Annotated in this window: 19 protein-coding genes and 1 pseudogene; 14 read left to right on the top strand and 6 right to left on the bottom strand. The window is 66.5% G+C overall.

Translation table 11 applies throughout. The features are described 5' to 3' along the window. Nucleotides 1–63 precede the first annotated feature (63 nt). The 3 genes from ACZ5R1_RS21000 to ACZ5R1_RS20990 are packed head-to-tail and all read left to right on the top strand — an operon-like array spanning nucleotide 64 to nucleotide 2,509. Nucleotides 64–1,086, top strand: a complete 1,023-nt coding sequence (locus tag ACZ5R1_RS21000; protein ID WP_042138318.1) for an aminoglycoside phosphotransferase family protein — start codon at nucleotides 64–66, stop codon at nucleotides 1,084–1,086. Continuing rightward, entirely contained in the window at nucleotides 1,083–1,748 is a 666-nt protein-coding gene (gene murU / locus ACZ5R1_RS20995) for an N-acetylmuramate alpha-1-phosphate uridylyltransferase MurU (RefSeq protein ID WP_027600732.1), read from the top strand. The genes ACZ5R1_RS21000 and murU overlap by 4 nt, the downstream gene beginning before the upstream one ends. After that, complete coding sequence (locus ACZ5R1_RS20990) at nucleotides 1,745–2,509, top strand: DnaJ domain-containing protein (protein ID WP_027600733.1); 765 nt, start codon at nucleotides 1,745–1,747, stop codon at nucleotides 2,507–2,509. Before murU ends, ACZ5R1_RS20990 begins: the two co-directional genes overlap by 4 nt. On the opposite strand, the gene ACZ5R1_RS20985 is transcribed toward ACZ5R1_RS20990, so the two are convergent. Next, nucleotides 2,484–3,494: a DUF3530 family protein gene (locus tag ACZ5R1_RS20985; protein ID WP_042138317.1), complete on the bottom strand. Its 1,011-nt coding sequence runs from the start codon at nucleotides 3,492–3,494 to the stop codon at nucleotides 2,484–2,486. The genes ACZ5R1_RS20990 and ACZ5R1_RS20985 overlap by 26 nt on opposite strands. Before the next feature lie 138 nt (nucleotides 3,495–3,632). Between ACZ5R1_RS20985 and rpe the strand changes: the two genes are divergently transcribed. From rpe to ACZ5R1_RS20950, 7 genes and pseudogenes are all read left to right on the top strand, one after another. Further along, the gene (rpe, locus tag ACZ5R1_RS20980; protein WP_027600735.1) at nucleotides 3,633–4,310 is read left to right on the top strand and encodes a ribulose-phosphate 3-epimerase; all 678 of its coding nucleotides are present in this window, start codon (nucleotides 3,633–3,635) and stop codon (nucleotides 4,308–4,310) included. Beyond that, nucleotides 4,307–5,156: pseudogene (locus ACZ5R1_RS20975) on the top strand (phosphoglycolate phosphatase). Before rpe ends, ACZ5R1_RS20975 begins: the two are co-directional and overlap by 4 nt. 72 nt (nucleotides 5,157–5,228) lie before the next feature. Continuing rightward, nucleotides 5,229–6,707, top strand: coding sequence for an anthranilate synthase component I (trpE, locus tag ACZ5R1_RS20970; RefSeq protein WP_464712662.1), 1,479 nt, complete (start codon nucleotides 5,229–5,231; stop codon nucleotides 6,705–6,707). Nucleotides 6,708–6,717: 10 nt separating this feature from the next. After that, entirely contained in the window at nucleotides 6,718–7,311 is a 594-nt protein-coding gene (locus tag ACZ5R1_RS20965) for an anthranilate synthase component II (protein ID WP_027597527.1), read from the top strand. Continuing rightward, the gene (gene trpD, locus ACZ5R1_RS20960) at nucleotides 7,312–8,361 is read left to right on the top strand and encodes an anthranilate phosphoribosyltransferase (protein WP_027600737.1); all 1,050 of its coding nucleotides are present in this window, start codon (nucleotides 7,312–7,314) and stop codon (nucleotides 8,359–8,361) included. It begins immediately after the preceding gene. Then, nucleotides 8,358–9,185: an indole-3-glycerol phosphate synthase TrpC gene (gene trpC / locus ACZ5R1_RS20955; RefSeq protein ID WP_007159725.1), complete on the top strand. Its 828-nt coding sequence runs from the start codon at nucleotides 8,358–8,360 to the stop codon at nucleotides 9,183–9,185. The genes trpD and trpC overlap by 4 nt, the downstream gene beginning before the upstream one ends. A gap of 269 nt (nucleotides 9,186–9,454) precedes the next feature. Then, entirely contained in the window at nucleotides 9,455–11,236 is a 1,782-nt protein-coding gene (locus tag ACZ5R1_RS20950; RefSeq protein ID WP_464712661.1) for a BCCT family transporter, read from the top strand. 58 nt (nucleotides 11,237–11,294) lie between these two features. Here the strand turns inward: ACZ5R1_RS20950 and crp are convergent, their stop codons facing one another. After that, nucleotides 11,295–11,939 (bottom strand): cAMP-activated global transcriptional regulator CRP, encoded by a 645-nt coding sequence (gene crp, locus ACZ5R1_RS20945; protein ID WP_027597530.1) that lies wholly within the window; start codon nucleotides 11,937–11,939, stop codon nucleotides 11,295–11,297. 209 nt (nucleotides 11,940–12,148) lie between these two features. On the opposite strand from crp, the gene ACZ5R1_RS20940 reads away from it, so the two are divergent. Both ACZ5R1_RS20940 and speD read left to right on the top strand, forming a co-directional pair. Continuing rightward, entirely contained in the window at nucleotides 12,149–12,571 is a 423-nt protein-coding gene (locus tag ACZ5R1_RS20940) for an OsmC family protein (protein WP_007159722.1), read from the top strand. Nucleotides 12,572–12,835: 264 nt separating this feature from the next. Continuing rightward, nucleotides 12,836–13,630 (top strand): adenosylmethionine decarboxylase, encoded by a 795-nt coding sequence (speD, locus tag ACZ5R1_RS20935; protein WP_007159721.1) that lies wholly within the window; start codon nucleotides 12,836–12,838, stop codon nucleotides 13,628–13,630. Between the two features lie 55 nt (nucleotides 13,631–13,685). On the opposite strand, the gene ACZ5R1_RS20930 is transcribed toward speD, so the two are convergent. The 3 genes from ACZ5R1_RS20930 to ACZ5R1_RS20920 form a co-directional block, all read right to left on the bottom strand. Next, entirely contained in the window at nucleotides 13,686–14,945 is a 1,260-nt protein-coding gene (locus ACZ5R1_RS20930) for a cation:proton antiporter (RefSeq protein ID WP_042138313.1), read from the bottom strand. Nucleotides 14,946–15,147: 202 nt separating this feature from the next. Beyond that, nucleotides 15,148–15,339, bottom strand: a complete 192-nt coding sequence (locus ACZ5R1_RS20925; RefSeq protein WP_027597532.1) for a hypothetical protein — start codon at nucleotides 15,337–15,339, stop codon at nucleotides 15,148–15,150. Between the two features lie 88 nt (nucleotides 15,340–15,427). Beyond that, the gene (locus ACZ5R1_RS20920) at nucleotides 15,428–18,934 is read right to left on the bottom strand and encodes a bifunctional diguanylate cyclase/phosphodiesterase (RefSeq protein ID WP_464712660.1); all 3,507 of its coding nucleotides are present in this window, start codon (nucleotides 18,932–18,934) and stop codon (nucleotides 15,428–15,430) included. Nucleotides 18,935–19,302: 368 nt separating this feature from the next. On the opposite strand from ACZ5R1_RS20920, the gene ACZ5R1_RS20915 reads away from it, so the two are divergent. Both ACZ5R1_RS20915 and ACZ5R1_RS20910 read left to right on the top strand, forming a co-directional pair. Next, a complete protein-coding gene (locus ACZ5R1_RS20915; protein ID WP_007159717.1) occupies nucleotides 19,303–19,662 on the top strand; it encodes a BON domain-containing protein in 360 nt (119 codons plus the stop codon). A 78-nt stretch (nucleotides 19,663–19,740) separates the two neighbouring features. Next, nucleotides 19,741–20,193, top strand: coding sequence for a PA2169 family four-helix-bundle protein (locus tag ACZ5R1_RS20910; RefSeq protein ID WP_464712659.1), 453 nt, complete (start codon nucleotides 19,741–19,743; stop codon nucleotides 20,191–20,193). Between the two features lie 54 nt (nucleotides 20,194–20,247). Here the strand turns inward: ACZ5R1_RS20910 and acs are convergent, their stop codons facing one another. Then, a complete protein-coding gene (acs, locus tag ACZ5R1_RS20905; RefSeq protein ID WP_027600742.1) occupies nucleotides 20,248–22,191 on the bottom strand; it encodes an acetate--CoA ligase in 1,944 nt (647 codons plus the stop codon). Between the last annotated feature and the right edge of the window lie 93 nt (nucleotides 22,192–22,284).

Raw genomic sequence — 22,284 nt, 5'->3', positions numbered from 1 at the left:
AAAAAGATAGCGGATAATAAAACATGACCTGCGCATCGGCTAGGGCCGGGGGATCCGCTGTAAATGACTGAAGATGTTCGCTTAAACCAGATAGAAGACTGGCTGACCACCGTTCTACCGGAAATTTTCCGGGAGCAGGCCTGGGGTGAGGTGCCCGTGGGCAGCCTGACCGCGGCCAGCAGCGATGCCAGCTTTCGCCGTTATTTCCGCTGGGCGGGCGAGGGCCGCAGCTTGATCGTGATGGATGCGCCGCCGCCACAGGAGGACTGCCGTCCGTTCATCCAGGTGGCCGCGCTGCTGGCCGCCGCCGGGGTCCATGTGCCGCGCATCCTGGCCGAGGATCTGGAGCGGGGATTCCTGCTGCTGAGCGACCTCGGCACCCTGACCTACTTGGAGGTGATCAATGCGGCCAATGCCGACGATTATTTCCAGGCGGCCATCGACGCCTTGCTGGCTTTTCAGGGCAGGCAGCCGACGAACGGCAGCCTGCCGCTCTACGACAGGGCTCTGCTCGCCCGCGAGTTGAGTCTGTTTCCGGAGTGGTACGTGGGCCGCGAGCTGGACACGACCTTGAGCGCCAGCCAGCTCGATCGCTGGCAGGCCATCTGCGAGGTGCTGATCGACAACGCCCTGGCGCAACCCCAGGTGCTAGTCCATCGGGACTTCATGCCGCGCAACCTGATGCTCAGCACGCCCAATCCGGGGGTGCTGGACTTCCAGGATGCGGTCATCGGCCCGGTGACCTATGACATCACCAGCCTGTTCAAGGACGCCTTCCTCAGCTGGCCGGAGCCGCTGGTGCAGCGCTGGCTGCTGGGCTACTGGGAGCAGGCCCGCGCCGCCGGCATTCCGGTGCAGGCCGAGTTCGCCGATTTCCAGCGGGCCTCGGACCTGATGGGCGTGCAGCGCCATCTCAAGGTAATGGGCATCTTCGCCCGCATCTGGCACCGCGACGGCAAGCCGCGCTATGTCGCCGACACCCCGCGCTTTATCGCCTATATCCGTACCGTGGTGGCACGCCGCCCCGAGCTGGCCGGCCTCGGCGCCTTGCTCGACGAGCTGCATGCCGAGCGGGCCGAGGCATGAAGGCCATGATCCTGGCGGCGGGCAAGGGCGAGCGGATGCGACCCCTGACGCTGAGCCTGCCCAAGCCGCTGATCGAGGTGAACGGCCGGCCGCTGATCGAGCACCACATCCGGGCCCTGGCGGCGGCGGGCATCACCGAGCTGGTGATCAATCACGCCTGGCTGGGCGCCCAGCTGGAAGCCGCCCTGGGCGATGGCAGTCCGCTGGGGGTCGCCATCCGCTTCTCCCCCGAGGGTGAGCCGCTGGAGACCGGAGGCGGCATCTTCCGTGCGTTACCGCTGTTGGGCAGCGCGCCCTTCGTGCTGGTCAACGGCGACATCCGTACCGACTTCGTCTTTGGCAGCCTGACCCTGCCGGCCGGTTGCCTGGCGCATCTGGTGCTGGTCGACAATCCGCTGCATCACCCGAGCGGCGACTTCGGCCTGGTGGACGGGCGGATCACCCTGGACGCCCCGGAGAAGCTCACCTACAGCGGCATCGCCGTGCTTCATCCGCACCTGTTCGCCAGTTGCACGGCCGGAGCCTTCAAGCTGGTGGACGTGCTGCGGCCGGCCATTGCCGCCGGGCAGGTCTCGGGCCAGCGACTGGACGGTCGCTGGGTGGACGTCGGTACCCTCGAGCGGCTGGCGGAAGCGGAGCGGCTGTTCGAGGCGGCTTCTTGAAGATCTGGTTCTGGCCGCTGACGCTGCTGGGTTTCCTGGCCGGCTGGGCGGTGGCCAGCATTCCCGGTGCGCTGCTGGTGGCGCTGCTCGCTCATGCCGGCGAGCGGCAACTGGGGCTGACCTCCCTGGCGGGCTGGAAGGCGCGCTGGCAGGGGCGCCCCGGGCGCTTCGAGCACCAGGCGCAATTCCAGATGCTCGGCCGGCTGGCCAAGCGCGGCGGGCGGGTGCTGACCGCCCACATCCGCCAGGCCGAAGGCGAGATCGAACGTCTGGGGCTGGGCGCCGACGACCGCAAGAAGGCCATCGCCGCCTTCGAGCAGGGCAAGGGTGGCACCCTGCCGTCGACGGCCGATCTGCAGCGCCTCAGCGAGCGCAGCGAAGGCATCCTGCGCGCCTGCTGGCGCATGGTCTGGATCAGCGGCAGCGTGCGCCCCGGCGATCGCGACGAGATCCTCGGCTGGGGCCAGGCGATGGGCCTGGCCGAAGCCCAGGTGCTTGCCTTGCAGCCGCCGGTACAGACGGCGCCACGCCAGCCCAGCAATGAAGAGAAGTATCGCAAGGCGCTGCAGTTGCTCGGCGTCACCGATGACGCCGACGCCGCTACGGTCAAGCAGGCCTATCGGCGGCTGCTCTCGCGCCATCACCCCGACAAGAAGGCCGGCGCCGGGGCCGGCCAGTCGGCGGTCTATGCCGCTGCCCAGCGCACCGCCGAGCTGCATGCCGCCTACCAGGTGATCAAGACGCGGCGGGGCTTCCGCTAGCGGCCGGTGGCAGCCGATCCAGCCAGGCGCGCAGGCGGCGGACGGTCTGTTCCTGCTCGGCGGCCCGGTCGCCGGGAATCACCGGCAGATCGATCTGCCGATAGCCCTTGTTGGCCTTTTGCGCCGCGCGTTCCTTGCGCCGCTGGGCGGCCGCTCCGGGGGCGTGCACCAGGTCGGCGATCTGCAGGTCGGTCTTGCCCATGGTGGCGTCCAGCCGCGGCGGCATGCCCTGGGGTTCGCGGGCGTCGATGAGCACCAGTTGCTTGACCTCGGCCGGTTCCTTTTCCGCCAGATAGCGCGCCGCCCAGTAGGCGCCGGTGCCGTGACCGACCAGCACGATGGGGCTGGCGCCCTGTTGCAGCGCCAGGTCGATGCCGGCGGCGATGCGCGCCAGTACCCGGGTGGCCTGGGCATTGGCCGCGGCTTCGGGATCCACCGGTGCGACCGCCGCCTGGGCCGGTTCGCCGCTGCCGGCTTCGGCCTGGGTCGGGGCGGCGGGCGCCGTACCGCTGCCGCCGGTCACCGGCGGTGCTGCCTGCTCGCTGTTGGCCTGGGCGTCGGTGTCCGCCGGCGCGGTGTCCCGCTCGATCGCCACCACGGGGTCATAGGGATCGGGCAGGCTCAGGCTGATGGTCTGCCAGCCGAAGGTGGGCAACTGCTGGCGCACGGGCGCCACCACATTGGGCCAGTCGGCCGATTCGCCATCGCCCGGCACCAGCACCACCGTTCCGGCGGCCTTGGCCCGGGCGGCGGGCACTAGCAGGGTGAGAAAGGATTCGTCGCCAGCCTGCAGGGTCTTCTGCTGCTCGGCGGGCAGTTGCCGCATCAGCGCCTGCTGCTGCTCCTGGCTGCGCTCCAACGCCGGGGCCACGGCGGCCGGCGCCGCCGGCGTTTCCGGTGCCGGGGTGGGCGCCTCTTCGGCAGGCACCGGGGCGGCAAGGCCGAGCAGGAGGAGGCAGAGCGGCAGCAGGGCGGGCGACGACATCGACGGGAATCCTCGACAGGGGGACGGTTGACCCTGGCGAGCCTACCGCCGTTCGCCCCGTCGGGGCAGCGGGAACGCCCGAGCCGCAGACGGATCTCCGTTACAATGCCGCCACTTAACCTTCGCCGAGGCTATCCCATGCAACCCTTCGCCATCGCTCCCTCGATCCTGTCCGCCGATTTCGCCCGCCTGGGCGAGGAGGTCGACAAGGTCCTCGCCGCCGGTGCCGACATGGTCCATTTCGACGTGATGGACAACCACTATGTGCCCAATCTCACCATCGGCCCCATGGTCTGCAAGGCGCTGCGCAACTACGGGGTGACCGCGCCCATCGACGTGCACCTGATGGTCAAGCCGGTGGATCGCATCATCGGCGATTTCATCGAGGCCGGCGCCACCGACATCACCTTCCACCCCGAGGCCTCCGAGCACATCGATCGCTCGCTGCAGCTGATCAAGGACGGCGGTTGCCGGGCCGGCCTGGTGTTCAATCCGGCCACCTCGCTGGATGCCCTGAAGTACGTCATGGACAAGATCGACATGGTGCTGCTGATGAGCGTCAACCCCGGCTTCGGCGGCCAGAAATTCATTCCCGGCACCCTCGACAAGCTGCGCGAGGCACGCGCCCTGATCGACGCCTCGGGCCGGCCGATCCGCCTGGAGATCGATGGCGGGGTCAACGTCAAGAACATCGGCGAGATCGCCCGTGCCGGGGCCGATACCTTCGTCGCCGGCTCGGCCATCTTCGGCCAGCCCGACTATGCCGCGGTGATCCAGGCGATGCGCGCCGAACTGGCCAAGGCCCGCTCGGTATGAGCGCCCTGGTACGCCTCGGTGGCGGGCATCCGCCCGCCCTGGTGATGTTCGACCTCGACGGCACCCTGCTGGATTCGGCGCCGGACCTGGCCGCCGCGGTGGATGCCATGCTTGAACGCCTGGGCCGCGCGCCGGCGGGACTGGACAAGGTGCGGCTGTGGATCGGCAATGGCGCCCGGGTACTGGTACGCCGGGCACTGGCGGATGACATGCGGCATGACGCGGTGGACGATGCCGCCGCCGACGAGGCCCTGGCGCTGTTCATGGCGCTCTATGGCGGCAGTCACGCCCTGACCCGCGTCTATCCCGGCGTGCTGGACAGCCTGGCGCTGCTGCGCACCCTGGGCGTGCGCCTGGCGGTGATCACCAACAAGCCGGAACGCTTCGTCGCGCCGCTCTTGGCCGACATGGGGCTGGGCGACTTCGACTGGATCGTCGGCGGCGATACCCTGCCGCAGCAGAAGCCCGATCCGGCGGGCCTGCTGTGGGTCATGCAGCAGGCGGGGGTAGCGGCCGGCCAGGCCCTGTTCATCGGCGATTCGCGCAACGACATCCGCGCCGCCCGGGCCGCCGGGGTGCGCTGCGTGGCCCTGAGCTACGGCTACAACCATGGCGAGCCCATCGCCAGCGAGCAGCCGGATCTGGTCGTCGACGATCTGCGCGAACTGTTCATCTAGCCGCCGAAGTGGCCGGCCGGTTGCCATGCCGCGCCGGCTAGGCTAACGTGGCCCTTCAACCCCCGCCCCAAGAGCAAGAGATCGCATCGTGGTGGTCACCCGCACAGGCTCCTCGCGAGCATGGATGAAAGTCATCAAGGCCCTGGCCCGTTGGCGCTGGCGCGCCTGATTTCGTCCCTGCCGGTATCAGACCGGCACGCTGTGCACCCGACCTTTCGTTTTCCTCGCCACGAGGCTGATCATGACCCGCGACGACTTCCTGCGCCTGGCCGCTCAAGGCTATAACCGCATTCCCCTGGCCTTCGAAACCCTGGCCGACTTTGACACCCCGCTGTCCCTCTATCTCAAGCTGGCCGATGCGCCCAACTCCTATCTGCTGGAGTCGGTGCAGGGCGGTGAGAAATGGGGCCGCTATTCGATCATCGGCTTGCCCTGCCGGACCCTGCTGCGTGCCCGCGGGTACGAGGTCACGGTGCACGAGGGCGAGCGAGAGCTCGAGGCGGCCACCGTCGAGGATCCGCTGGCCTTCGTCGAGGCCTTCAAGGCCCGCTATCGCGTGCCGGTGGTGCCCAATCTGCCCAAGTTCGATGGCGGCTTGGTGGGCTACTTCGGCTATGACTGCGTGCGCTATGTCGAGAAGCGCCTGGGCGCCAGTCCCAATCCCGATCCGCTGGGCACCCCGGACATCCTGCTGATGGTCTCGGACGAAGTTGTGGTCTTCGACAACCTGGCCGGCAAGCTGCACTGCATCGTGCTCGTCGATCCGAGCCAGCCGAACGCCTATGAGCAGGGCCAGGCCCGACTCGCGGCGCTGCGCGGGCGCATTCGCCAGCCCATCGCCCCGCGCCTGGGCCTGGACTTCGCCGCGGTAGGCAGCGGCAGCGAACCGGCCTTCCGCTCCAGCTACAGCCGTGCCGACTATGAAAACGCCGTAGAGCGGATCAAGGACTACATCCTGGCCGGCGACTGCATGCAGGTGGTGCCCTCGCAGCGCATGACCATCGATTTCCAGGCTGCGCCCATCGACCTCTATCGGGCGCTGCGCTGCTTCAACCCCACGCCCTACATGTATTTCTTCAACTTCGGCGACTTCCATGTGGTGGGCAGTTCGCCCGAGGTTCTGGTGCGGGTGGAAGACGGCGAGATCACCGTGCGCCCCATCGCCGGGACCCGTCCACGTGGTGCCACCGAAGAAGCCGATCTGGCGCTCGAGCGCGACCTGCTGGCCGATGCCAAGGAGCTGGCCGAGCACCTGATGCTGATCGACCTGGGCCGCAACGACGTGGGCCGGGTCTCCACCACCGGCAGCGTGACCCTGACCGAGAAGATGGTCATCGAGCGTTATTCCAACGTGATGCACATCGTCAGCAACGTCACCGGCCGGCTCAAGCCCGAGCTCTCCGCCATGGACGCCCTGCGCGCCATCCTGCCGGCCGGCACCCTTTCCGGGGCGCCGAAGATCCGCGCCATGGAGATCATCGACGAACTGGAACCGGTCAAGCGCGGCATCTACGGCGGCGCCGTGGGTTACCTGGCCTGGAACGGCAACATGGACACCGCCATCGCCATCCGCACCGCGGTGATCAAGGACGGCGAACTGCACGTGCAGGCGGGCGGCGGCATCGTCGCCGACTCCCAGCCGGCGGCGGAGTGGGAAGAGACCCTCAACAAGCGTCGCGCGATGTTCCGCGCCGTCACCCTTGCCGAACAGTCCGTCTGAGGAATCCACCATGCTGCTGATGCTCGATAACTACGATTCCTTTACCTACAACCTGGTGCAGTACCTGGGCGAGCTGGGCGCCGAGGTCAAGGTGGTGCGCAACGACGAGGTGCCGGTCGAGGCGCTGGACGACCTGGCGCCGGAGCGCATCGTCGTCTCCCCCGGTCCCTGCACGCCCAACGAGGCGGGCATCTCCCTGGCCACCCTGGAGCGCTTCGCCGGCAAGCTGCCGGTGCTGGGCGTCTGCCTGGGCCATCAGAGCCTGGGCCAGGCCTTTGGCGGCGAGGTGGTGCGGGCGCGCGAGCCGATGCACGGCAAGACCAGCCCGGTCTACCACAACGGCGAAGGCGTCTTCGCCGGCCTGCCCAATCCCTTCACCGTGACCCGCTACCACTCGCTGGTGGTCAAGCGCGAGACCCTGCCCGAGTGCCTGGAGATCACCGCCTGGACCCAGCATCCGGACGGCAGCATGGACGAGATCATGGGCCTGCGGCACCGCGAGTTCATGATCGAGGGGGTGCAGTTCCACCCCGAGTCCATCCTCACCGAGCATGGGCACGACCTGCTGGCCAACTTTCTCCAGCAGCAGGGAGGACGGCGCTAGATGGACATCAAGCAGGCCCTGAACCGCATCAGCGGACAACTCGACCTCAATGTGGCGGAAATGCAGGCGGTGATGCGCCAGATCATGACCGGTGGCGCCGACGAGGCGCAGATCGGTGCCTTCCTCATGGGCATGCGCATCAAGAGCGAGACCATCGACGAGATCTGTGGCGCGGTCAGCGTGATGCGCGAACTGGCCACCCCTGTGGTGCTGCCGAGCCTCGATCACGTGGTCGACGTGGTGGGCACCGGTGGCGATGGCGCCAACATCTTCAACGTCTCCTCGGCCTCGGTGTTCGTGGTCGCGGCGGCCGGCGGCAAGGTGGCCAAGCACGGCAATCGCGCGGTGTCCGGCAAGAGCGGCAGCGCCGATCTGCTGGAGGCCGCGGGCATCTACCTGGAGCTGACGCCCGAGCAGATCGCTCGCTGCGTCGAGCAGGTGGGCGTCGGCTTCATGTTCGCCCAGTCACACCACAGCGCCATGCGCCATGCCGCCGGGCCGCGTCGCTCCCTGGGGCTGCGCACCCTGTTCAACATGCTCGGCCCTCTGACCAACCCGGCCGGCGTGCGCCACCAGGTGGTCGGGGTGTTCAGCGCCGCGCTGTGCCGGCCGCTGGCCGAGGTGCTGCAGCGCCTGGGCAGCCACCACGTGCTGGTGGTGCACTCCCGCGACGGCCTGGACGAATTCAGCCTGGCCGCGGCGACCCAGGTGGCCGAACTCAAGGACGGCAGCATCAGCGAATACCAGGTGCTGCCGGAGGATCTGGGCATCAAGAGCCAGACCCTGGTCGGCCTGACGGTGGACGGCCCCGAGGCCTCCCTGGCGCTGATCCGCGACGCCCTCGGCCGACGCAAGACCGAAGCCGGGCAAAAGGCCGCCGACATGATCGTGCTCAACGCCGGCGCGGCGCTCTACGCCGCGGATCTCGCCCATAGCCTGCATGAAGGGGTACTCTTGGCCCACGACGCGCTCTACAGCGGCCTGGCCCGGGAAAAGCTGGACGAGCTCGCCCATTTCACATCCGTCTATCGCGAGGAGGGTCGCCCGTGAGTGTGCCAACCGTGTTGCAGAAGATCCTGGCCCGCAAGGCCGAGGAAATCGCCCAGCTCAAGGCCCGGACCAGCCTGGCCGAACTCGAGGCCCAGGCCCGTGCCGCCGACGCCCCGCGCGGCTTCGCCCGCGCCCTGCAGGCCCAGGTGGCGCGCAAGGAGGCGGCGATCATCGCCGAGGTGAAGAAGGCCTCGCCGAGCAAGGGCGTGATCCGTGAACACTTCGTGCCGGCCGAGATCGCCCACAGCTATGCCCTGGGCGGGGCCACCTGCCTGAGCGTGCTCACCGACGTGGACTTCTTCCAGGGTGGCAACGCCTATCTGCAGCAGGCGCGCGCCGCCTGCCAGCTGCCGGTGATCCGCAAGGACTTCCTCGTCGATCCCATCCAGGTGGTGGAAGCCCGGGCCATCGGCGCCGACTGCATCCTGCTGATCGTCGCCGCGCTGGACGACGGCCTGATGGGCGAGCTGGCCGCCACGGCCAAGGACGTCGGTCTGGACGTGCTGGTCGAGGTGCATGACGGCGCCGAGCTGGAACGCGCCCTGACGGTGCTGGACACCCCGCTGGTGGGGGTCAACAACCGCAACCTGCACACCTTCGAGGTCAGCCTGGAAGCCACCCTCGATCTCTTGCCGCGCATCCCCCAGGATCGCCTGGTGATCACCGAGAGCGGCATTCTCAATCGCGCCGACGTGGAGCTGATGGAAACCAACGAGGTGCGCGCCTTCCTGGTCGGCGAAGCCTTCATGCGCGCCGACGAACCAGGCCAGGAGCTGCAGCGTCTGTTCTTCCCGGATCGCCGCTTCCCGCTCAGAGACGCCTGAGACCAAGGTCGTCCGCACGAGGCCCCGGGACCACCCCGGGGCCTTTTTCTTTCCACAGGGTGATCCAGGTCGACTCGCGCCCACCCCGGGCGGCGGGAACGACCTCCGTGTGCCCGCTGCCGACGCAGGGCTTTGTTTCTGTAGGGATAAACCCGGTTAATGGCCTCCGACTCGTTGCACCGTGGCGAGTCGCGGAGGCGGCTGGCCGTCGCAGGACGAGCCAGGACTCCGCCGCACCAGGCCATCCATAACCAGGGCATGCGAGAACCATGGCAACGGAAGAAAAAAGCGAAACACTCGATATCAGCGTCACCGATCCCTCCCGGACCGAGGAGGCGCGACGGGATCGGCGACTCGCCGGCACCACCGACTGGGTGGTCTTCGGCGTCACCAGCATCGCCGCGCTGGCCTTCGTGATCTGGGGCTTCGTCAGCCAGGCCAGTCTGGCCAGCAGCGCCTCGACCGCCCAGGGCTGGGTGATCACCCATTTCGGCTGGCTGTTCGTGCTCACCTCCACCGGCTTCGTGGTCTTCGTCATCTGGCTGGCCGCCAGTCGCTATGGGCGGATCCCCCTGGGGCGCGACGACGAGCAACCGGAATTCCGCACCCTCTCCTGGGTGGCGATGATGTTCAGCGCCGGCATGGGCATCGGCCTGATGTTCTTTGGCGTCGCCGAGCCGCTGTCGCACTATCTCAATCCGCCGCCCGGCGGCGCCGCGGGACAGAGCAGCGCCGCCCTGCAGGTGGCCATGGCGACCACGCTGTTCCACTGGACCCTGCACCCCTGGGCCATCTACGCCGTGGTCGGCCTGGCCATCGCCTATGGCACCTATCGCCGCGGCCGCTGCCAGCTGATCTCGGTGGCCTTCCGCCCGCTGATCGGCGAGCACGCCAACGGCCCCCTCGGCCGCGTCATCGACATGATGGCGATCTTCGCCACCCTGTTCGGCTCGGCCGCCTCCCTGGGCCTGGGCGCCCTGCAGATCGCCGGCGGCCTGGAGCACAACGGCTGGATCGATCAACCGGGAAAGATGCTCTACATCAGCATCATCACGGTTCTGACGGTGGCCTTCGTCATCTCCGCCGTATCCGGGGTCGAGAAGGGCATCCAGTGGCTGTCCAACACCAACATGGTGCTGGCGGTGGCCCTGGCCGTGTTCGTCTTCGTCGTCGGTCCGACCCTGCTGATGCTCAACCTGCTGCCCACCGCCATCGGCGACTACATCGACCTGCTGCCGGAGATGATGGCGCGCACCAGTGCCAGCGGAGGCGAGGCCATGGGCAACTGGCTGTCCAGCTGGACGGTGTTCTACTGGGCCTGGTGGATCTCCTGGACACCCTTCGTCGGCATGTTCATCGCCCGCATCAGTCGCGGCCGCACCATCCGCCAGTTCGTCACCGGGGTCCTGCTGGTGCCGAGTCTGGTCAGCGTGGTCTGGTTCGTCATCTTTGGCGGCGCGGCCATCGATGCCATGCGCCAGGGCGCCTTCACCCTGGTCGACGGCGCGGTGAACAGCAACTTCGCCCTCTATGACCTGCTGGCCAGCTATCCCTGGGTCTCGGTGACCTCGGTGCTGGTCATGGTGCTGGTGGCGATCTTCTTCGTCTCCGGCGCCGACGCCGCCTCCCTGGTGATGGGGACCCTGTCCGAGCGCGGTACCACCGAGCCCTCGCGGCGCACGGTGATCTTCTGGGGCGCCCTCACCGGCGCGGTGGCGGCGATCATGCTGGCCATCGGCGACCCGGGCAATCCGGGCGCGGCGCTCAACGGCCTGCAGAATCTGACTATTGTGGTCTCGCTGCCCTTCGTGGTGGTGATGGCGCTGCTGTGCCTGGCGCTCTATCGCGATCTGCGCAGCGATCCGCTGATGCTGCGGCATCTGCGCGGTACCGAGCTGATCGAGAAGGCGGTGCTCTATGGCGCGGTCAAGCACGGCGAAGAATTCCATTTCGTCGTGGGTGAGCCCAAGGCCAAGGGGAGCGAAGAGAAGACCGTCGACGGGAAGGCCACGGTGCGGGTGGAAAAGGTGTCGCGCAAGGTCGAGAGCTGACGCTCTGGACGGGCGGGGGCCGTGGCCCCCGCCTGCAGGCAGGGGCTAGCGGACGGGCTCAGCGGGTGCCGAACACCACCATGGTCTTGCCCTTGACGTGGACCAGACCCTGTTCTTCGAGGGACTTAAGGACCCGACCGACCATCTCGCGGGAGCAACCGACGATGCGGCCGATCTCCTGGCGGGTGATCTTGATCTGCATGCCGTCCGGGTGGGTCATGGCATCGGGCTGCTTGCACAGGTCGAGCAGAGTGCGGGCCACGCGACCGGTGACGTCGAGGAAGGCCAGGTCGCCGACCTTGCGGGTGGTCTGGCGCAGGCGCTCGGCCATCTGGCGACCCAGGGAGAACAGCATGTCCGGATCCTGCTGACTCAGTTCGCGGAACTGGCTGTAGCTGATCTCGGCGACTTCGCACTCGGTGCGGGCGCGGACCCAGGCGCTGCGCTCGGGCTCGCTGCCTTCCTTGGAGAACAGCCCCATCTCGCCGAAGAAGTCTCCGGCGTTGAGATAGGCGATGATCATTTCGCGGCCTTCATCGTCTTCGATGAGGATGGTCACCGAACCCTTGAGGATGAAGAACAGGCTTTCGCTGTTGTCGCCAGCGTAGATGATGGTGGTTTTTGCCGTGTAACGGCGACGCGAGCAATGCGCTAGCAGCTTGTCGATGTGCTGTAACTTCGCGGGTGGGATGATAGCGGCCATGCTGATTCCTGAGGTTGAAAGCTAACCTGAGTCGGGGGCACCGATGTCCGAACCGGTGCATGCACAGGCTGCGCCGGTTCCAATTCAAAGACCGGATAAGAACATGCGCAGCTTAAATGCGAGCTGAATAACCCTTCACTGCTTACCAGTTTACGCCATCCAGCATGTTAAGCTGATCACCATTTGTATATATAAGTAGGACGAAAGCGATGAAAGCGCGCATCCAGTGGGCAGGCGAGGCCATGTTCCTCGGTGAATCCGGCAGCGGCCATGTGGTGGTCATGGATGGCCCGCCGGAAAGCGGCGGGCGCAACCTCGGCGTACGGCCGATGGAAACCGTGCTGATCGGCCTGGGCGGTTGCGCCAGCTACGACGTGGTCAGCATCCTGCGCAAGGCGCGGCAACCGGTGGAGAGCTGCGAGGCCTTTCTCGAAGCCGACCGCGCCGACACCGAGCCCAAGGTGTTCACCCGCATCCACCTGAAGTTCGTGGTCAAGGGCCGCGGCCTCAAGGAAGCCCAGGTCAAGCGCGCCATCGAGCTGTCGGCGGAAAAGTACTGCTCGGCCTCCATAATGCTCGGCCGCGCCGGCGTCGAGATCAGCCACAGCTACGAACTCGTCGACCTCGCCTGACCCCCGCCCGCGACGCCCGCCCGGGCGTCGCTGTCCGCCTCGTCTCCCTCCCGCCGACATCAATTCATCACCTGGGCCCGGCAGACTCTGGCCCCAACCGCTGCCGATCTGCATAATGCGCCGCTCTTAAGGGGCAAGGGCCCCGAAAGCACAGCCAATCGCCATCGCGAAGAGGTGTTCGCCGCCCTACGCAGCTTGCGCAATCCGCAACTGACGGGCATTCAGGACCGCGGTCAGAGACCGCACGACGGGAGCTTTACCACCGTGAAAAGCAAACTCAGGCTCCATGGTTTCAATAACCTGACCAAGACCTTGAGCTTCAACATCTACGACATCTGCTACGCCGAGACGTCGGAAGATCAACAGGCCTATGTCCAGTACATCGACGAGGAATACGACGCCGAGCGTCTGACCCAGATCCTGACCGACGTGGTCGACATCATCGGGGCCAACATCCTCAACATCGCCCGCCAGGATTACGATCCCCAGGGTGCCAGCGTGACCATCCTGATCTCCGAGCAACCGGTCGAGCCGACCGAGAGCCAGATCGAGGAGTCGCCCGGTCCGCTGCGCGAGACCATTCTCGGCCACCTGGACAAGAGCCACATCACGGTGCACACCTATCCGGAGATCCATCCGGACGACGGCATCGCCACCTTCCGCGTCGATATCGACGTCTCCACCTGTGGCGTGATCTCTCCGCTCAAGGCCCTGAATTACCTGATCCACCAGTTCGACTCGGACATCGTCACCGTGGACTACCGGGTGCGCGGCTTCACCCGCGACATCGAAGGGCGCAAGCACTTCATCGACCACGAGATCAATTCGATCCAGAACTACCTGTCCGAAGACACCCGCGCGGCCTACCAGATGACCGACGTGAACGTGTACCAGGACAACCTGTTCCACACCAAGATGCTGCTCAAGGAATTCGAACTGGACAACTATCTGTTCGGCGACGCCTCCCGCAGCCTCTCGTCCGAGCAGCGTCAGCAGATCACCCAGCGTCTCAAGCACGAGATGCGCGAGATCTTCTCCGGCCGCAACCTGCCGCGCTGATCGCTCGGCTGTTGCGCAGAGAACCCCGCCACGGCGGGGTTCTTTCGTTTTGGGGTCAGTGGTGTTCGTCGCGCGCGACCGGGGCGCCGCCGGTGACGCTCTTGACCACCCGGCCGATGGTCAGGCCCTGGCCGAGGATGGAGACCAGCACCACGATGTAGGTGAGAGCCAGGATCAGATCCCGCTCCGGACCGGCCGGCAGACTCAGCGCCAGGGCCACCGAGACACCGCCACGCAGCGCGCCCCAGGTGAGGATGCGCGCCGTGCCCCGGGTCATGTTGCGCCAGTGCGGGCTGAGCAGCACCACCGGCGCCACGCTGATCCAGCGGGCGAAGAGGATCGCCAGGGTCACCAGCAGCGCCGCGCCCAGGTGGGTCCAGCTGAAGGGCAACACCAGCAGCTCCATGCCGATCAGGGCGAACAGCAGGGCGTTGAGGATCTCGTCGATCAACTCCCAGAAGCCGTCCAGGTAGCGCCGGGTGAAGTCGTTCATGGCCTTGGTCCGGCCCAGGTTGCCGATGATCAGACCGGCCACCACCATGGCGATGGGACCCGAGACGTGCAGGTGGCTGGCCAGGGTCGAGCCGCCGATCACCAGGGCCAGGGATAGCATCACCTCGATTTGGTGCTGCTCGATGCTCAGCATCAGCCAGTAGCAGACGAAGCCGATCAGCAGGCCGAACAGGATGCCGCCGCCGGCTTCCTCGACAAACAGCCAGAGCGCCGCGTTGACCGTAGGCGTCTCGCCCAGCTGGATCACCCCCAGCAGCACCGAATAGACCACCACGGCCACGCCGTCATTGAACAGCGCCTCGCCGACGATGGTGGTCTCCAGCGACTTGGGCGCCCCGGCCGAGCGCAGGATGCCGAGTACGGCGATGGGATCGGTCGGTGAGATCAGGGCGCCGAAGATCAGGCAGTAGAGAAGGTCGACGTGCCAGCCCAGCCAGCCGAAGATCCAGTGGCTGAGATAGCCGATCAGCACCGTCGAGATGATCACCCCGAGGGTGGCCAGACCGCCGATGGCCCATTTGTAGTCGCGCAGGTCCTTGAGATTGACGTGCAGGGCGCCAGCGAACAGCAGGAAGCCGAGCATCCAGTTCATCAGCAGATCGTTGAAGTCGATCTGCCCGAGGAGTTCGCCGATGCGGTGTTCCAGACCGGGAAAGCCCAGCCAGGACAGACTCTGCAGACCGACCGAAAAGATCAGGGCGATGACCATGACGCCGATGGTCGGCGGCAGGCCGATGAAGCGGTAATTGAGGTAGGTGAGCAGGGAGGTGAAGCAGATGAAGGCAGCAGCGAGTTCAAGCATGGGCGTTCCAGATCCATCAGACAGCGAGTCCCTGCGAACGCAGGGCCTAGAGGTAGGATGGGGCGGACGCCGCAAAAGTTACATGTTCGATAGCTGCCTAGCCAATCGTTCGCGCAAGCGGCGCCGTGAATCGCCCTGGCCCGCCGCTGAACGGGCGGTGCCAGGATGATCCGCAAGACCAGCGGTCAGGGCGGGGTGAGGCCTAGAGCGGCGCGGCCAGGCCTGTCGCCGCTTCGCGCAGGGGCAACGGATGGGGTGCGGCGATGCGCGCCTCCAGTGTCGCGACATAGCTGCGGGCATCGGCTTCGCTGAGAAAGGTGATGGCCTGCTTGTCGATGCAGACCTGCCAGGCACTGGTGGTGGACTTGCGCAGGGGACGAACCACGATCTTCATGCTGATACCCTCGGGGACAGACGAAAAGTGGAAGCCCGAGTCTAGAGCGGTTTTGATTACAGTGCAGTGACATTCGTCGGTCAGGGCGCTAGGCGCGCGCCTTCTGCCGTTCGGCGTACCAGACCTCGAACTCCTCCGGCGGCAGCGGTGGGCTGAACAGGAAGCCCTGGCATTGCTGACAGCCCAGCTTGCGCAGGATGTCCCACTGTTCGGTGGTCTCCACCCCTTCGGCCAGGACGTCCAGGTCCAGACCCTGGCCCAGGGCGACGATGGCCGCGGCGATGGCCTGGCTGCTGTGGGTACCGCTGTCACTGCGCAATTCGTGCATGAAGCTCTGGTCGATCTTGAGCTTGTCCAGCGGAAAGCGGCGCAGATAGGCCAGCGAGGAATAGCCGGTGCCGAAGTCGTCCACGGCGATGCGCACCCCCAGGGTCTTGAGGGTCGCCAGGGACAGCAGCGCCTCCTCGACATTGCCCATCAGGGTGCCTTCGGTGATCTCCAGTTCCAAGTGCTCGGCCGGCAGGCGACTGCGCGCCAGGGCGCGGGAAATGGTGCTGGCCAGGTCGCGCTTGGCGAATTGCCGGGGCGAGATGTTGATGGCCAGGGTTTCCAGTTCCAGTCCCTGGGCCAGCCAGCTGTGCATCTGCTGGCAGGCGCTCTCGATGATCCAGTCGCCCAGGGGCACGATGAGCCCGGTTTCCTCGGCCAGCGGAATGAATTCGGTGGGCGGGATGAGACCCAGCTCCGGATCCCGCCAGCGCACCAGGGCTTCCACGCCAATGGTCTGGGCGGTGCTGACGCTCATCAGCGGCTGGTAGTAGAGGACGAAGTCGCCGCGCTTGAGCGCCGTACGCAGCCGCGACTCCAGATTCAGCCGCCGGCGCGACTGCTCGGTAAGGGCCTGGGTATAGAAGCGGAAGGTGTCGCGGCCCTGATCCTTGGCCTGGTGCATGGCCGTGTCGGCATTGCGGATGAGGTCATCGGCGGTGGCGCCATCGTCGGGAAAGAGGCTGATGCCGATGCTGGCGTTGAGATAGATGTCGTGTTCGCCGAGGTGGAAGGGCTGTTCCAGCTTGCCGAGCATGGCTTGGGCGATCTGGGCGGCGAATTCGGGTCGATCCAGCCGCTCGATGATGACCAGGTACTCGTCGCCACCGATGCGCGCCAGGGTGATGTCCTCGCTGAGCAGGGCGCGTAGCCGGGCGGCGAATTCCACCAGCAGTTCATCGCCCAAGGCATGGCCATGGCTTTCGTTGACCGTGCGGAAGTAATCGAAGTCGAGGATCAGCACGGCGACCAGGTATTCCTGGGGCTCGGCCAGGGCCAGGGCGTGTTCCAGGTGGGTGCGCGCCAGCAGGCGATTGGGCAGGTCGGTCAGCGGATCATGATGCGCCAGATGACTCAGGCGCGCCTCGCTCTCGCGCAGGCGGGTGGTGTCGCTGACGGTGACCGTGTACTGCCGGGTCTCCCGGGGGTAGAGGGTGTCGATGGCGGTCCAGGCCGGAAAGGTGCTGCCGTCGAGGCGCGGCCAGAGCAATTCGCCTTCCCAGCGGCCCTCGCGGCGCACGGTGCGCCAGAGATCGCGATAAAAGCGCTGGTCCTGGCGACCGCCACCGGGCAGTCCCAGGCGCTGGCCGAGCAGGATGCCTTCCTGGGTGCCCAGCAGGCGGGCGAAGGCCGGATTCACCGCCAGGATCCAGCGGCGCTCGTCGAGCAGCAGCAGGCCGTCGCGACTGTTCTGGAACATGGCCGCGGCCTGGCGCAGGCTTGACTCCTGCTGCTTGCGCAGGGTGATGTTCTGGGCGGTGCTGATGAAGTACTGGGGCACTCCTTGATCGTCGCGGATCAGGCGGGTGGTGACGTTGGTCCACACTGGCGTGCCGTTGCGGTGCAGATAGCGTTTTTCCAGGGTGTAGCGGTCCTGGCCGGTGTCGACCAGCTGCTTGCGCAGGGCGGCGCCCAGGGCCCGCTCTTCCGGATGCGTCACCGAGGCGGTGTCCTTCTGCAGCAACTCCGGTTGCGAGTAGCCGAGCATCTGGCAGAAGTGGTGGTTGACGCTCAGCCAGCGGCCCTCCAGATCGCTGAGCATGATGCCGGTATAGGCCTGCTCGAAGATGCCGCGGTAGCGCGCCTCGCTGGCGCGTTGCGCCTGGACCACGCGCTGTTGCCGGATGGCCAGCACCGCCAGGCGGGTGAATTCGGTGATCAGCGCCTGGGTCTCCGCTTCGGGCAGTCGCGCCTCGCCGTAGTAGATGCCCAGGGCGCCCACGGCGCGCTGCTGCTCGTCCTGCAGCGGCAGGGCCCAGGCGCCGCGAATGCCGGCTGCCTGGGCGACCGGCAACAGCGGCTGCCAGGCCGGATCCAGTTCGACATCGATGGTGAACACCGGGGCATTCGCGGCGACGGCGCTGCAGCAGCCCTGGTCGTGGCGACTGCGCGTCACGCTTTCCAGCGCTGCCTGGAAGGCGGGGGGCAGACTGGGCGCCGCGGCGACCCGCAGATGCTCGCCTTGGTCGTCCAGCAGCAGGGCGACGCGCATCTCCGGGTAGATACGCTCCAGCCGCAGGGCGATGCCCTGCTGGATTTCCGCCAGCGGCAGGCCGGTGAGCAGGTCGTCGAGGACATCGCTGCGGGCCTGCTGCAGTTGCTGCGCCTGGTAGTCGTGGTGGATGTCGGTCAGGGTACCCTGGATCTCGCCATCGAGGCCGGCGCGTAGCTCCATCTGCATCCAGCGATGACTCTCCACCGACAGCCGCAACCGCACCACGCCGTTCCAGTGCAGGCGCTGACCCGCGGCGAATTCCGCCACCAGCTGGCGCAGTCGGGCGCCGTCCTGGGGATGGAAGGCCTGATCCAAGGGATGGTTTAGGGGTTGGGTGGCGGGTTGGCCGGTCAGGGCTTCCCAGGCCGGATTGAGAAATTGCCAGCGACCACGGTGGTCGCTGGCGAACACCACCAGTGGCAGGTGCTGGACCAGCTCGCGATAGCGTCGCTGGCTGTCCTGCAGTGCCTGTTCGGCCAGCTTGTAGCTGGTGATGTCGACCAGGGCGCCACGAGTGATGCCGGCTTCGTCGAAGTCGCTCTGCCAGTTGAGCCAGCGCCAGCTGCCCTGGCCGTCGTCGAAGTGCGCGGAAAAATTCAGCGGGCCCTGCATGTGCTGCAGACGCTCCAGCATGCTGCGCACATGGTCACGGTCGTCGACGCGAGCGCAGGCGGCGATGGTGGCGAAATCCAGCGGATCGCTGCCCTTGGGCTGGTGCAGCATCACCAGGGTGCGTTCGGAGCAGAGCAGACGGCCATCGTCCAGCAGCTGCCAGTCACCGGTATTGGTCAGCCGCTGGACGAAATCCTGGGTGGCGCGCTGGTTCTGCAGCTCGCCGATGAAGCCTTCGCGATAGCTGGCCTCGCGCCGCAGCAGGCCATAGAGCACTAGCGACAGCAGGCTCATGAAGGCCAGGCCCTTCAGGGTGTGCCACAGATAGGCATTGTCCCGATCGCTGAGCAGCAGATACAGCAGCCCATCGCTGCCGATCACCCAGACGGCGCTCAGCAACAGATAAACCAGGGCAATGCGCGCGGGAGAAAGAGGCCGCATCCCGGATCCTCAAGGCCCGATCGCAGGTGTCGGGTTCAATTCAGCATTGACCGGATAAAGGTACGGCAGTTCGGGTCGGGTCACCTGGAAACCTACTTCTTTCGTCCGCCTTTATCGGCTTTGGCACCCTGGACGAAAACGCGTCCAGGCTCGGGCTCAAGAGTCGTCTGACCTCGTGCAAATTACCAGGGCTATTCGCCAGGAAGTTGCATTTTGCCCGCCCTTCACTCGCGTCGAATTTATATAAGTCATTGATTTTTAAAGTCTTTAACAAGTCTTGGAATTCGGCGCAGCCGTTGCGCTCTACATCTAGGTCGCTGCTGCCAGGACCTGGGCGCAGTACAACCAAGGAAAACAGGAGTCATCTCATGAAAAAGACTTTCGGTACCTTTGCCCTCGCTGCCGTCACCGCTTCCGTACTGAGCCTGCCGCTGGCCGGCGGTGCCTTTGCTGCCACCAGCCAGAACATGACCCTGGCCGCCAACAACACCGTGGACAAGACCGAAGAAGCCGCGTCCGACACCTGGATCACCAGCAAGGTGAAGGCGTCCTTCCTGGCCGACGAACACATCAAGGGCACCGCCATCAAGGTCGAGACCAACAAGGGCGTCGTGTCCCTGTCCGGCACCGTGGCGACCGAAGCCCAGCGCGACCTGGCGATCAAAGAAGCCAAGGCCATCAAGGGCGTGAAGGCCGTATCGGCTGACGCCCTGAAAGCGGCTCAGTAACGACGCCCGCTAATACCCGGCACGATGGCGGCGCCCGACGCCGCCATCACGCCTTGCCCTTCGCCCCGGAGAACTGCCATGACCAGCACGACCGAAACCCTCAACGATCTGATCGAGATCGCCCGTGACGGCAAGAATTTCTACGAGCACGCCCTCACCGAAGTGAAGAACCCCGAATTGAAGGCCCTGTTCACCGAGATCGCCCAGAGCAAGGCCGAGATCATCAGCGCCCTGAGCAGCCAGGTGTCGGCTGCCGGTGAGAAGCCCGCCGAGCAAGGCACCTTTGCCGGCAGCTTCCGCAAGTACTACACCGACGTCAAAACCTCCTTTGCCAGCAAGGAACAGGAAGAGGTCACCTACGTCAGCGAACTGGAAGAGCAGGAAGACCGCCTGCTGCACGCGCTGGAGCGTGCCGTCAACGAACACGCCACGCCGGATGCCCAGGCCAACCTGCGCAGCCAGCTGGAAAAGGCCCGTGCGACCCACGATCGCATGCGTGACCTGAAGCACCGCATGCAAGCCGCCCACTAAGGTCGGCAGCAGCAAAAAGCCCCGCCTAGGCGGGGCTTTTCTTTGGGTCCCCGGCTAGCCGTGCGGGGCGCGATTGAGGCGGGCGTCGATCAGGCTGTCGACCACCGACGGATCGGCGAGGGTCGAGGTATCGCCCAGGCTGTCCAGCTCGTCGCAGGCGATCTTGCGCAGGATGCGTCTCATGATCTTGCCGGAGCGGGTCTTGGGCAGCGCCGGCGCCCATTGCAGGAATTCCGGCTTGGCGAAGCTGCCGATCTGGTCGGCCACCTGCTGGCGCAGTTGCGCCTTGAGTTCGTCGCTCGGCGTCACCCCGCCCTTGGTGGTGACGAAGGCATAGACCGCTTGGCCCTTGACCTCGTGGGGGCAGCCCACCACCGCCGCCTCGGCCACGTCCGCATGCTCGGTGAGCACGCTTTCCACCTCGGCGGTACCGATGCGGTGGCCGGAGACGTTGAGCACGTCATCCACCCGCCCGGTGATCCAGTAATAGCCGTCTTCGTCCCGGCGCGCCCCGTCACCGGTGAAGTAGTAACCCGGGTAGGCGCTGAAATAGGTGTCGATCAGGCGCTGGTGATCGCCATAGACGGTGCGGATCTGGCTTGGCCAGCTGGATTTGATCGCCAGCACGCCACTGCCGGGTCCGTCGATTTCCTGGCCCTGCTCGTCCAGCAGCACCGGCTGGACGCCAAAGAAGGGCAGGGTGGCCGAACCCGGCTTCAGCGCCAGGGCGCCGGGTGGCGGGGCGATGAGGATGCTGCCGGTCTCGGTCTGCCACCAGGTGTCGACGATGGGGCAGCGCCCTTCGCCCACCACCCGGTGATACCACTCCCAGGCCTCGGGATTGATCGGCTCGCCGACGCTGCCCAGCAGCTGCAGACTCTTGCGCGAAGTGCGCTGTACCGGGCCGTCGCCTTCGCGCATCAGGGCGCGCAGGGCGGTGGGGGCGGTATAGAAGATGTTGACCTGGTGCTTGTCCACCACCTGCCAGAAGCGACTGGCATCGGGATAGCTCGGTACCCCTTCGAACATCAGGGTGGTGGCGCCATTGGCCAGGGGGCCGTAGACGATGTAGCTGTGGCCGGTGACCCAGCCGACATCGGCGGTGCACCAGAAGACCTGACCCTCGTGATAGTCGAACAGGTACTTGAAGCTCAGGGTGGCCCCCAGCAGGTAGCCGCCGGTGGTGTGCAGCACGCCCTTGGGTTTGCCGGTGGAGCCGGAGGTGTAGAGGATGAACAGCGGATCCTCGGCGTCCATGGGCTCCGGCGGGCAGTCGGGCGAAGCCGCGGCCACCGCCTGGGCATAGGGCAGGTCGCGCCCCTCCTGGCGGGCCACGGCGGTGCCGGTGCGCTCGACCATGACCACGGTATGGACCTCCGGGCACTTGGCCAGGGCCTTGTCGACATTGGCCTTGAGCGGGACGCGCTTGCCACCGCGCACGCCTTCGTCGGCGGTGATCACCACCCGGCAGTCGGAATCGAGGATGCGGTCGCGCAGCGCCTCGGGCGAGAAGCCGCCGAACACCACCGAATGCACCGCGCCGATGCGGGCGCAGGCGAGCATGGCGTAGGCCGCCTCGGGGATCATCGGCATGTAGAGGCAGACGCGGTCGCCCTTCCTGACCCCACGCTCCTTGAGCACGTTGGCCAGGCGGCTGACGTGCTCGTGCAGCTGGCGATAGCTGATGGCCTGGCTGTCGGCGGGATCGTCGCCTTCCCAGAGGATGGCGGTCCGCTCGGCCCGGGCCCCCAGGTGGCGATCGATGCAGTTGTAGGCGACGTTGAGCTGGCCGCCGCTGAACCAGCGGGTCTGGCCCTTGCGCATATCGCCGCTATGGACTTCGTCCCAGGTGCGCGACCAGTCGAGCAGGGCGCTGGCCTGTTCGCTCCAGAAGCGTTCCGGCTGCTCCACCGAGCGCTGGTAGAGCTCGCGATAGCGGGCTTCGTCGAGGTGGGTACGGGCACTCAGGCTCTCGGGCACGGGGTAGCGTTGGCTCATGGCCGGCTCCTTCTTGGTGTTGTTGTGCTCCCAGTTTAGGCCGCGGATGCCCTGCCGGGGTTCAGCGAGGCGACAAAACGAAAAAGCGCCGCA

The organism is Pseudomonas sp. Pso3, from assembly GCF_055393275.1.
The sequence above is the reverse complement of the archived record's forward strand: the minus strand, read 5'-3'. Positions and strand labels throughout refer to the sequence as shown.